This window comes from Yersinia massiliensis, from assembly GCF_003048255.1.
GTDB lineage: Bacteria > Pseudomonadota > Gammaproteobacteria > Enterobacterales > Enterobacteriaceae > Yersinia > Yersinia massiliensis_A.
The window spans coordinates 2010819-2023060 of the sequence record NZ_CP028487.1; the positions used below are offsets into that span (position 1 = coordinate 2010819).

Consider the following 12242-nt stretch of genomic DNA (forward strand, 5'->3'; position numbering starts at 1 on the left):
TTGCCCCCTTTTTACCCGATTAACGATGCCCGTTAGCGCTTATATGAAGGCTTCAAGTTTCAGGCGATGAGCTGTCGTTTTAACTTCTTTCATGCGCCCATGACCGGGTAAAACTTTTTGTTCAACAGTCACTAATCCGGCTTTTTTTAATACAGCCACATCCCGCGTGACGGCACTGCGATCTCTCTTTAAGCGTGTTGAGAGGGAGGTAATAGAGCCTGGGTGCATTTTTACCATCCGGAGCAAGACGATACGTGCGGCACTTAACACTCGTACCATCTCTAAGGGATCTTCGAAGGTAATCGTGTGTTCTGCCGGTAGTACTTTTCCTGCATCTGCCAAGGCGGCGAGTTGTTTACCTCGCGTGAAAAAATCAGCTTCCGTTGCCGTTTTGATGACGAGCTTGTCCATTAACTTCTCCTTAATGAAGTCCAATCCTTTTGAAAGCAATCCTCTATCTGGTCAAAGCTGATAAAATCAACTGGTTCAATGCCACCCAAGTAGTGGCGGTGATGAAAACCATGAGCATTGTCATAGCCGATGACACGGCCATTATCACCCTGTGATAAACGATGATTGATATACGCTAAATTATAACGCGTGATCTTACCGTACTGATCAACCCATATCTCACGACGTAATTGACCGTTACCACGTCGATTCGCAATTTTATGGATTTCATCGATAATTTTCTTATCAGCCATGAGTATAATAATCACCTCTGTGGTTGTTGTACACAATATCTTCACTCAGAAGAAAGCTAGGGTCGTTAACATCTCAGAATTTTTCTTGAATTAATAATGGGTTAATTGCATCAGCATGCGCAAGAGTACCTGATGAACGATGCGCAGCGTTTCCAAAAGAAAGAGACTGCGTTGCGTTGTTACAAGGGCGTCGTGCGATCTATCTCGGGGAATAAAATGCAAAGAGGGGGCATTGCTGACAAGCACTGATGACTCGATCTGGAACGGTGAGGACAGGTAGAAGAGTAAAGCGTCCACGCCAAGGATGGCGTGGCTCGAGCCATCAGGGATGATTTTACGGCGTCTTTACGATCTGCTTGTCCTCTCCGCAATAGCCACTTTGTTAGCTATCTCAAGGCCCTAACGGGCCTTTTGTTTATCAATGGGGGCAGAGAGAAACGTTAACCGATAGTGATTAGTTAACCGACAGTGATTAGTTAGCCAATAGTCATCAGACTGGCATTCCCCCCAGCCGCGGCGGTATTCACGCTCAATGAATGCTCGATGAGCAGGCGTTCCAGCAGGATATTTGTTTCGCCACGAGCAAAACCTTGTACCGAGACAATCGGCCCATCGATTTGAGCTATCTGCTCGCACAGAATGCGTAACTGATCAGCATCCCCATGATAAATAACAGCGTCGAAGACGACATTCGCGGTTTGCCAGTTTTGGGTGAGCGTAATACGTGATTGCACCACCGCGGGTAATTGGCGTAACAGATCTTTTTGTGCACCATCCCCTGACCACAAAACCTCGCTCCCGACAGCTAATACGGCAGCCAATTGTACCAAGGCATCCGCTTCGTTATCCGCCAGACACAAAACACGCTCACGGGGTTGCAGTGCATAGGTGTTGCGTTCACCGGTTGGTCCCGGTAGCAGCCTAACGGTGCCCCCTTGTGCCAATTCGCCAAATCGCTGTATCAACAGTGCTGACTCATGCTTCTGCTCACTCATCCACTGTTGCAGTGCATGATGGGCGGTTTGCAGTGTCTCGCGACCGGTGACATTCGCCGTCTGTTCAATATCCTGACGTGCCAATGTATTCGTCACAGCATCGTCTGGGCGATGAGACAGTAAGCGATACAGATAGAGTGGGCCACCGGCTTTCGGTCCTGTCCCTGATAAGCCTTCGCCACCAAAAGGTTGTACGCCAACCACCGCCCCAACCATATTTCGGTTAACGTAGAGGTTACCCACCTTGGCTTTTTCAGTCACATGGGCAATGGTTTCATCAATACGGGTGTGAATGCCTAAGGTCAAACCATAACCTGATGCATTGATTTGATCGACCAACGCGCCAAGATTCTGGCGTTGGAAACGCACGACATGCAGCACCGGCCCGAAGATCTCTTTTTGCAGCTCATCAAAGCTGTCCAATTCAATCAATGTCGGCTTGATGAAGGTCCCACGTTGCCATTCTTGCTCATCTTGCGTATCAGGTCGGGTGGCCTGATAAACTGTGCGTCCTTTAGCGCGCATCGCTTGAATATGACGCTCAATGCCTGTTTTCGCTTCGGCATCTATCACAGGCCCGATATCGGTCGACAGACGCTCTGGATTACCCATGCGGCATTCCGCCATCGCGCCGCGTAACATCTGTAAGGTGTGATCGGCGATATCATCCTGTAGACAGAGAATGCGCAGAGCAGAGCAACGTTGGCCCGCGCTGTCAAAGGCCGATGCAACAACATCGGTTACCACTTGTTCGGTCAGTGCTGACGAGTCGACTATCATGGCATTCAGGCCACCGGTTTCCGCAATGAGTGGCGTCGGTCGGCCTTGTGGATCGAGCCTCCCTGCGATACTACGCTGCAAAATAGCTGCGACTTCAGTTGAGCCCGTGAACATCACACCACGCACACGGTTATCATTGACTAGCGTTGCCCCGACGCTATCACCTCGGCCTGGTAACAGTTGCAAGACACCTTGCGGAATACCGGCTTCCAGCAAGATGCGGACAGCCTGAGCCGCTATCAGTGGTGTCTGTTCTGCCGGTTTTGCTAGCACACTATTACCGGCAGCCAGTGCGGCGGCGATTTGACCGGTAAAGATAGCCAGCGGGAAGTTCCATGGGCTGATACAAACCACAGGGCCAAGTGGGCGGTGACTATCGTTAGCGAAATTGTCGCGCACTAACCCAGCATAGTAATGAAGGAAATCAACTGCCTCGCGGACTTCGGCAATAGCATTACTGAAGGTTTTGCCTGCTTCGCGCACCAATATCCCCATCAAGGTTTGCATCTGTGCTTCCATCAACTCAGCGGCACGGACCAAAATGGCGGCACGCTCAGCCGGTGGAGTTGCAAACCAAATCGCACCGGCACTGGCGGCAGCATCTAAGGCGCGGCTAGCCTCAGCTTCCGTTGCTTCGCGAACATAACCGACAATATCCTTCGGTTCTGCTGGATTGGTGACCGGTTGTTCCGGTGAGTTTTCAAGTTCAGAATCGCCCTCAAGCTCAGCATCAATGATGGGTTCTGCTCGCCACACTTGGCTCGCGCTGGTCAACAACGCACTGGAGAGTGAGGCTAGGCGGTGCTCGTTAGCCAAATCTAACCCGCTGGAATTGGCACGTTCTTTACCATACAGCTCACGCGGTAGGGGAATACGTGGATGAGGTAAACCGAGCTGCCCCTCACTTGCTGCAATGCTTTCCACGGCGCTGACAGGGTCCGCGACCAGTTCATCCAGTGGCAATGTGGCATCTGCAATACGATTGACAAATGAAGTATTCGCGCCGTTTTCCAGTAGGCGACGAACCAAATAGGCCAGCAAGGTTTCGTGGGTACCCACTGGTGCATAAATACGGCATGGACGGTTAAGTTTGCCCTCGGCGACTTTCCCGACGACTTGCTCATATAAGGGCTCACCCATCCCATGTAGGCACTGGAACTCATACTGACCGGGGTAGTAATTTTGCCCAGCAAGATGGTAAATCGCCGATAGCGTATGTGCGTTATGTGTCGCAAATTGAGGGTAAATTAGGCTAGGGACGGCGAGTAATTTACGGGCACAGGCCAGATAGGAGATATCGGTATACACTTTGCGGGTATACACCGGATAACCCTCTAAACCGTCCACTTGAGCACGCTTAATTTCACTGTCCCAATAAGCACCTTTAACCAAGCGGATCATCAGGCGGCGGCGGCTACGCTGGGCCATGTCAATCACGGCATCAATGGTTGCCGGACAACGTTTTTGGTAGGCTTGAATCACGAAACCAATACCATTCCAACCGGCCAGTTTCGGCTCAAAGCAGAGTCTTTCCAGCAGATCGAGTGAAATTTCCAGACGATCAGCCTCTTCGGCATCAATGTTAATCCCAATGTCATACTGACGCGCTTGCAAGGTGAGCGACAGTAATCGAGGGTAAAGCTCGTCCATCACCCGCTGATATTGGGCGCGGCTATAGCGAGGGTGTAGGGCGGAGAGTTTGATTGAGATCCCTGGCCCTTCATAGATTCCTCGGCCATTTGAAGCTTTACCAATGGCATGAATGGCTTGTTGATACGAGAGTAAATACGCCTGTGCATCCGCTTCAGTGAGTGCAGCTTCGCCCAACATATCGTAGGAGTAACGGAACCCTTTATCTTCCAGCTTACGGGCATTCGCCAATGCTTCCGCGATGGTTTCACCGGTAACAAATTGTTCCCCCATCAGGCGCATCGCCATATCCACGCCTTTGCGGATCAGCGGTTCGCCCCCTTTCCCAATAATGCGGTTCAATGAACTGGATAGCTTCACTTCATTGTGGGTAGAAACCAAGCGGCCAGTAAACAGTAAACCCCATGTGGCGGCATTGACGAACATTGATGGGCTGCGGCCCAGATGAGAGTGCCAGTTGCCGTTGCTAATTTTATCGCGGATCAACGCGTCACGAGTCGGTTTATCGGGAATACGCAGCAAGGCTTCAGCAAGGCACATCAGCGCCACGCCTTCTTGTGAAGAGAGCGAAAATTCTTGCAGCAAGCCTTGCACGATCCCGGCGCGGCCATTGGCACTTTTTTGGTTACGCAGTTTTTCAGCAATGGAATAGGCGAGCGAATGGGTTGCCTGTGCTAAATCGGCCGGTAAACGTGCTTGCTCCAACAACATGGGGATCGCTTCAGTTTCTGGGCGACGATAGGCGGCAGTGATCGCGGCACGGGCAACGGATTGTGGCAAAACTTGTTCGGCAAAATCTAAAAATGGCTGGTGGGCGCTATCCGCGACTTGCGGCATAATGTCGTCCGTTTCGAGTAGCGCAGTCACCTGTGTTGAGGGAAGCTCTGGTAATTCACTACCACTCTCCAACCGTTCTAGATAGGTAAAAATGGCTTGCTTGATCAGCCAGTGCGGTGTGCGGTCAATATGCTGTGCTGCCGCCTTAATTCGGTCGCGTGTGGCTTCATCTAGTTTCACGCCCATTGTGGTACTCGCCATGCTGTCTGGCTCCTTATATAAGGGATTATGATTTTATTGCAGACAATATCAGGCATGTTGCAACTTTGTGCAACCGTGTTAAATCGGTTGTGTGAATGAACTGTGAATTTAGTCTTGTTTTTAACAATTAGTATGAAGGGGAAATAATTATAATATTACGCATCAGGCTTACGGATGCTCATAATAATAGGCTTTGTAGGGGATTAACCTTGGGTATCACTCATAATTATTGGGTGAGTGTAACTTCCGACATCAGTTAATGTGATGTGGAGTGAATTTATTGTAAAAAAATTGTTTATTTTGTTGTGAACAAAGAAAGTCCTCCACTAGGATAGCAACCCTAAGATAGCCATTCGCTTGCAAATAGTTGTGCTGATAGCTTATCTGAGAACCATCGCTTGTCCTTGGTGCAACTTAGTGTCACGTTCCGACCGCCAGAGATAAACAAGACGCCGCACTCAGAAAGCAGAACGAAAAACTGCGGGACATATTAAAACGATAATACGCACTATGGAGACGTTGCATGACCATGAATACACCGATGTTGGTGACTTTTTTAGTTTACATTTTTGGGATGATATTGATTGGCTTAATTGCTTACCGGGCGACCAATAACTTTGATGATTATATTCTAGGTGGACGAAGCTTAGGCAGTGTCGTCACCGCATTATCGGCTGGTGCATCTGATATGAGTGGCTGGCTATTAATGGGATTGCCGGGCGCGATTTTCCTGTCAGGTATTTCGGAGAGTTGGATAGCCATTGGTTTGACGATCGGTGCTTATCTTAACTGGAAACTGGTCGCAGGGCGGTTACGCGTACATACCGAAGCCAATAACAATGCACTGACATTGCCGGATTACTTCACTAGCCGCTTTGAAGATAAGAGTAAATTACTGCGGGTGATATCCGCCGTGGTTATCTTGGTCTTTTTCACGATTTATTGTGCTTCAGGTATTGTGGCCGGCGCGCGCTTATTTGAAAGCACCTTCGAGATGAGCTACGGCACGGCATTGTGGGCAGGCGCTGCGGCAACCATCATTTACACCTTCATCGGCGGGTTCTTGGCGGTCAGTTGGACGGATACGGTCCAAGCGACGTTGATGATTTTCGCACTGATACTCACCCCCGTTATTGTGATTCTGGCAGTGGGGGGCATTGATACCTCGGTTATGGTGATTGCGGCGAAAAATCCAGCCAATATCGATATGTTTAAAGGGTTGAATCTGGTGGCCATTCTCTCATTGCTCGGTTGGGGCTTGGGTTATTTTGGTCAGCCACACATTTTAGCGCGCTTTATGGCGGCAGACTCACATCGCACCATTCGTAGTGCACGCCGCATCAGTATGACTTGGATGGTTCTGTGTTTGGCAGGGACTATCGCCGTGGGCTTCTTTGGTATCGCGTATTTTGAAAACAACCCTGAGCAAGCGGGAAATGTGACGCAAAATAGTGAGCGTGTCTTCATTGAATTAGCCAAACTGCTGTTCAACCCATGGATTGCCGGTATTTTGCTATCCGCCATTCTGGCGGCGGTGATGAGTACGTTAAGTTGCCAACTGTTGGTGTGTTCAAGCGCGTTAACTGAGGATTTGTATAAGCCCTTCCTGCGTAAAAACGCCAGCCAGAAAGAGTTGGTCTGGGTAGGCCGTGCCATGGTGTTGTTGGTGGCATTGATTGCGATTGCGTTAGCCGCAAATCCTGAAAACCGTGTGTTGGGATTGGTTAGCTATGCATGGGCAGGCTTCGGGGCGGCATTTGGCCCAGTGGTGCTCATCTCCGTAACCTGGTCACGCATGACCCGCAATGGCGCGTTGGCTGGCATGCTGGTCGGGGCTATCACGGTGATTGTCTGGAAACAGTACGCTTGGTTGGGGCTGTACGAAATTATCCCTGGTTTCGTCTTGGCGTGTATCGCCATTGTGGTGGTGAGTTTGATGGGTAAAACACCGAATAATACGATCACCGACCGTTTCAACAATGCGGAAGCGGAGTTTAAGACCGTTTAATTATCTGCTTTTTGCGTGAACTTAATTAGCCTTCTGCTTAGCAGAGGGCTTTTTTTTGCAAAAAATCTCACCTTAATCGATGACAAGGTAAATAGGTATCTTGATGAATTTACGTGGTAACTACCGCGATGAAACAATTTGCCACACTTTGATTAACAATATTCTTACTCGCTCTATTGAATTTCTTTTTGACAGAATGATAATCACTATCGTTTTCAGTTTTACTTTTCTTTACGTTAATTGACATTCATTGTCATCGCTGATTGATCTCCATACCTATCGCAGGGGTTTCTGGCATGTTCGTCCCATTTCTTATTATGTTTCGCGAAGGGCTAGAGGCGGCACTGATTGTTAGCCTGATCGCCAGCTACCTTAAACGTACTCAGCGTGGCCAATGGATGGGGGCCGTTTGGATTGGCGTTATCACCGCGGCGGCACTCTGTCTTGCTATCGGTATTTTTATTAATGAAACCACGGGTGAGTTCCCACAAAAACAGCAAGAACTGTTTGAAGGGATTATCGCGGTGGTGGCAGTTTGCATATTAACCTATATGGTTTTTTGGATGCGTAAGGTCTCCAAATCGGTAAAAACACATTTAGAGGGTGCCATAGATAGCGCACTCAACTCTAGTCGCCGTCAGGGGTGGGCCTTGGTGGCAATGGTGTTCTTTGCCGTCGCCCGTGAAGGGCTTGAATCGGTGTTCTTCTTACTGGCGGCTTTCCAGCAAGATGTCGGAATAGGTGCACCTATCGGCGCAATATTAGGATTGGCCTGTGCCATTTTGGTGGGTATGGCTATCTACTGGGGCGGGATTAAGTTGCATCTGGCCAGTTTCTTCAAATGGACCAGCCTGTTTATTCTGTTTGTCGCCGCAGGGCTTGCAGCTGGTGCCATTAGAGCCTTCCATGAAGCAGGTTTGTGGAACCACTTCCAAGATATCGCTTTTGATCTGACCAATGTGCTCTCTACGCACACATTACTCGGCACATTCCTCGAAGGTATGTTCGGCTATCAAGAAGCCCCAACAGTCAGTGAAGTCGCCGTTTACTTTATCTATCTGATTCCGGCATTGATCTTATTTTTCCTTCCACCACGCACTACGGCGGCTTCAGCCGCATCTGCTGCGCGGAAAACTAACCAATAATTCAGGGATTTATCACATGTCTAACCGGTTCTTCCGTCGCACCGCCATGCAAGCTGCGTTACTGGCGCTGCCTGTTTTTGCTATCAGCGCGCAGGCTGCTGATATTCCACAAGTTAAAATTACGGTCAATGATAAGCAGTGCGAGCCAATGGCGCTGACTATCCCTGCCGGTAAAACGCAGTTTATTGTGCATAATGTTAGCCAGAAAGGGTTGGAGTGGGAGATCCTCAAAGGGGTGATGGTGGTTGAAGAGCGAGAAAATATCGCTCCCGGTTTCACACAAAAAATGACGGCTAACTTGGAGCCGGGCGAATATGACATGACCTGCGGTTTGCTGAGCAATCCGAAAGGTAAATTGACCGTGACCGCCGCCGCGGGTGCTGACACAGCGGTAAAACCGGATGCAATGGCATTAGTCGGGCCAATTGCAGAGTACAAAGTGTATGTCACTCAAGAAGTGGCCCAATTAGTCACCCAAACCAAAGCCTTCACCGATGCAGTGAAGAAGGGTGATCTGGCGTTGGCCCGTCAACTGTATGCGCCAACACGCCAACATTACGAGCGCATCGAACCCATTGCAGAATTATTCTCTGATTTAGATGGCAGCATTGATGCCCGTGAAGATGATTTTGAGCAAAAAGCGGCTGATCCGAAATTTACCGGTTTCCATCGTTTAGAAAAAATCTTGTTTGGCGACAATACCACTAAGGGCGCGGATAAATTTGCTGATCAACTTTATCAAGACACCTTAGAACTGCAAAAACGCATTACCGGTCTGACGTTTGCACCGAATAAAGTGGTAGGCGGTGCTGCGGGTCTCATCGAAGAGGTTGCGGCCAGTAAAATCAGTGGTGAAGAAGATCGCTACAGCCGGACGGATTTGTGGGATTTCCAAGCTAACGTTGATGGCGCACAGAAGATTGTCAACCTGCTGCGGCCGCTGCTAGAAAAAGCGGATAAGCCTTTGCTGGAAAAAATTGATGCCAATTTCAAAACCGTTGATAGCGTATTGGCAAAATATCGCACCAAAGAGGGTTATGAGTCCTACGAGAAGTTAACGGATGCCGATCGCAACGCAATGAAAGGGCCGATTACCGCACTGGCGGAAGACCTTGCTCAATTGCGCGGCGTATTAGGTTTGGATTGAGGCGTCAACGATGAGTCAGAAAACCGGCCCAGAACAGGGGCCGTATCCGCAGGATAGTGGGGCGGCACTGCCGTCCCGTCGGCGTTTATTGTTGGGTATGGGCGTGATGAGTGGCGCGTTGGCACTCGGTGGCACTAAAGTGGCGCGGGCCGCTGATTGCCCTGCACCTGAGGCGCAGCCTGCCCAAGATGAACGTTGGCAGAAGCAACCGTTCTACGGCCAGCATCAATCTGGTGTGTTAACCCCTCAGCAGGCAGCAATGATGCTGGTGGCCTTTGATGTCTTAGCGACAGACAAAGCTGGGCTGACTCGCTTATTTAAGCTGCTAACAGAACGCATCGCCTTTTTAACCGCAGGTGGACATGCACCATCGGTGAATGCCAAGTTACCGCCATTAGACTCGGGCATTATGGGGCCAGAAATTTACCCCGATAACCTGACGATGACGGTGTCAGTGGGTGATTCACTGTTTGATGAGCGCTTTGGCTTGCAAGGGCAGAAACCGCAGCGTTTGCAGCGAATGACGCGCTTCCCAAATGATTCACTGGATGCTGCTTTGTGCCATGGTGATGTCCTGTTGCAAATTTGCGCCAACACCAATGAAACGGTGATTCATGCGCTGCGCGATATCATCAAACATACGCCAGATCTGCTCAGTGTTCGCTGGAAGCGTGAAGGCTTTATTTCTGCTCATGCGGCGCGTAGTAAAGGAAAAGAAACACCCATCAATTTATTAGGCTTTAAAGATGGCACTGCCAACCCGAAAACCAGTGATAAGCCGTTAATCAATCAGGTGGTTTGGGTGCAAGATAATGCAGGTGAACCGGCGTGGGCGGTTGGGGGGAGCTATCAGGCAGCACGTATTATCCGCTTCAAGGTCGAGTTTTGGGATCGCACACCATTACAGGAACAGCAAACCATTTTTGGTCGCGATAAGCACAGTGGCGCGCCGTTGGGGATGGTACATGAACATGATGAGCCTGATTACACCCAAGACCCTAATGGCGAGACTATCAAACTGGATGCGCATATTCGTCTGGCAAATCCTCGAACCACAGAAACCCAGAATAACCTGATGTTACGCCGTGGCTACAGCTATTCTTTGGGCGTGTCCAATTCGGGGCAACTGGACATGGGGCTATTGTTTGTCTGCTACCAGTCTGATTTGGAAAAAGCGTTCCTGACGGTACAACAACGGCTGAACGGGGAGGCACTGGAAGAGTATGTGAAACCGATTGGTGGGGGGTATTTCTTCGTCTTACCCGGTGTAGTAGATGCCAATCACTATCTGGCCCAAGGCTTGCTCAGCGCTTAAACCTGCTCCGCGACTAGTATATTGCCATCACATCAGCACCGCACTCACGCGGTGCTTTTTCATCGAATCAACAGATTAACTCTTCAGTTTGGCCGTAATTTTTGCCACATGCTCACCTTGGAAACGGGCGATAGCCAACTCTTCCGCGCTAGGATGACGAGAGCCATCACCACCCGCAATCGTGGTTGCCCCATAAGGTGTACCACCCCGGGTCTGTGAAACATCAAATAACTCTTTAGCACCGTAACCGATAGGCACAATGATAAAACCGTGATGGGCCAGCGTCGTCCACGTAGACGTAATCGTATGTTCTTGACCGCCACCGGTACCGGTTGAGGAGAATACACTCGCGACTTTACCGTACAGTGCGCCGGACGCCCACAAGCCGCCGGTTTGATCGAGGAATGTGCGCATTTGCCCTGCCATGTTACCAAAGCGCGTTGGCGTACCAAAAATGATGCCATCGTAGTCAGCTAATTCTTGCGGGGTCGCAACCGGAGCTTGCTGGTTGGTTTTACCGCCAGCATTGGCAAACGCATCGGCAGGCATGGTTTCTGGCACGCGTTTTATCGTCACGTCAACACCACTGACTTTTTTTGCCCCTTCGGCTATCGCACCGGCAAGTGTCTCGATATGTCCATACATGGAATAATAAAGTACTAAAATTTTCGCCATCTCGTTTTACTCCAATCAAATATATTGAATAACGCTGATGATGTAATCATAGTCGCTGCTAATGACACCTAATAACCATACGCCAATATAGGCAGGCTGCAACTTTGCACCCTAAGGATTTTAAATCATGGGGGAATATAGATAGGGCATATTGATATTATTGGGGGGAAACATCTTGACTCACGCTATTGCGCTTCAATGAGGGATATTCATTAAGGGCAGTGTTTGAACTACCCTTAATATTGTACTGCTATCACAGATTACGTAACTTCTTTTGTAGGCGTTTTTGCTGCCAGCGTTCTACCCAATTCCCCAGTAAGAACGTATTTATCGCTCTTAAACCTAATGGGATGCTTAGCCCAAGAACGACCCACCATGCCTACATATAACTCGGTGAGGTGAACCAGTTAATGGCAAATAGAACCGCACACAAAATAACAGCACGCAGTAATTGACGAAAGAAAGCCATTTCATTTTCAACTGCATCACGAGCATCAAGCACGCGCTGATCAACGGCATCAGCCGGTGACTCTTGCTGCTGGCTAACACCAGGCGTATACAACTCACTCACTTTCAGATCTAACACAGCAGCAATAGCACTTAACGTTTCAAGACTCGCTTGCTCGCCATTTTCAATCCGTTGAATTGTGCGCACACTGAGACTACAAAGTTCAGCTAACTGCTCTTGCGACCAAGCTCGCGCCTGCCGTAACTCACGAATACGATAAAGATTCATATAAAGCTCCCATTGGGGTTTGTTGGTATTCCCCAAATCTACGCTCGAG

The 12242-nt window shown here is 49.4% G+C and carries 9 protein-coding genes and 1 pseudogene; 5 read left to right on the forward strand and 5 right to left on the reverse strand.

The features are described 5' to 3' along the window. Positions 1-39: 39 nt before the first annotated feature. Together DA391_RS09400 and DA391_RS09405 are read right to left on the reverse strand one after the other, a co-directional pair. Positions 40-411 carry a MarR family transcriptional regulator gene (locus tag DA391_RS09400; RefSeq protein WP_050080483.1) on the reverse strand — a complete coding sequence of 124 codons (372 nt, stop codon included), beginning with the start codon at positions 409-411 and terminating at the stop codon, positions 40-42. After that, a complete protein-coding gene (locus DA391_RS09405) occupies positions 411-704 on the reverse strand; it encodes a toxin-antitoxin system TumE family protein (protein WP_108087613.1) in 294 nt (97 codons plus the stop codon). Before DA391_RS09405 ends, DA391_RS09400 begins: the two co-directional genes overlap by 1 nt. Positions 705-1025: 321 nt before the next feature. On the opposite strand from DA391_RS09405, the gene DA391_RS24705 reads away from it, so the two are divergent. Continuing rightward, complete coding sequence (locus DA391_RS24705) at positions 1026-1148, forward strand: gluconate 5-dehydrogenase (protein WP_108088262.1); 123 nt, start codon at positions 1026-1028, stop codon at positions 1146-1148. A 32-nt stretch (positions 1149-1180) separates the two neighbouring features. On the opposite strand, the gene putA is transcribed toward DA391_RS24705, so the two are convergent. Then, the gene (gene putA, locus DA391_RS09415; RefSeq protein ID WP_108087614.1) at positions 1181-5167 is read right to left on the reverse strand and encodes a trifunctional transcriptional regulator/proline dehydrogenase/L-glutamate gamma-semialdehyde dehydrogenase; all 3987 of its coding nucleotides are present in this window, start codon (positions 5165-5167) and stop codon (positions 1181-1183) included. Positions 5168-5690: 523 nt separating this feature from the next. Between putA and putP the strand changes: the two genes are divergently transcribed. From putP to efeB, 4 genes are all read left to right on the forward strand, one after another. Beyond that, entirely contained in the window at positions 5691-7175 is a 1485-nt protein-coding gene (putP, locus tag DA391_RS09420; RefSeq protein ID WP_050080486.1) for a sodium/proline symporter PutP, read from the forward strand. Between the two features lie 296 nt (positions 7176-7471). After that, on the forward strand, positions 7472-8320 hold the full coding sequence (gene efeU, locus DA391_RS09425; RefSeq protein WP_050080488.1) for an iron uptake transporter permease EfeU: 849 nt from the start codon (positions 7472-7474) through the stop codon (positions 8318-8320). A 16-nt stretch (positions 8321-8336) separates the two neighbouring features. Beyond that, positions 8337-9467 (forward strand): iron uptake system protein EfeO, encoded by a 1131-nt coding sequence (efeO, locus tag DA391_RS09430; protein ID WP_019210321.1) that lies wholly within the window; start codon positions 8337-8339, stop codon positions 9465-9467. A gap of 10 nt (positions 9468-9477) precedes the next feature. After that, positions 9478-10782: an iron uptake transporter deferrochelatase/peroxidase subunit gene (gene efeB / locus DA391_RS09435; RefSeq protein ID WP_108087615.1), complete on the forward strand. Its 1305-nt coding sequence runs from the start codon at positions 9478-9480 to the stop codon at positions 10780-10782. 75 nt (positions 10783-10857) lie between these two features. Here the strand turns inward: efeB and wrbA are convergent, their stop codons facing one another. Next, positions 10858-11457 carry an NAD(P)H:quinone oxidoreductase gene (wrbA, locus tag DA391_RS09440; RefSeq protein WP_019210319.1) on the reverse strand — a complete coding sequence of 200 codons (600 nt, stop codon included), beginning with the start codon at positions 11455-11457 and terminating at the stop codon, positions 10858-10860. Positions 11458-11710: 253 nt separating this feature from the next. After that, positions 11711-12193: pseudogene (locus DA391_RS09445) on the reverse strand (helix-turn-helix domain-containing protein). Between the last annotated feature and the right edge of the window lie 49 nt (positions 12194-12242).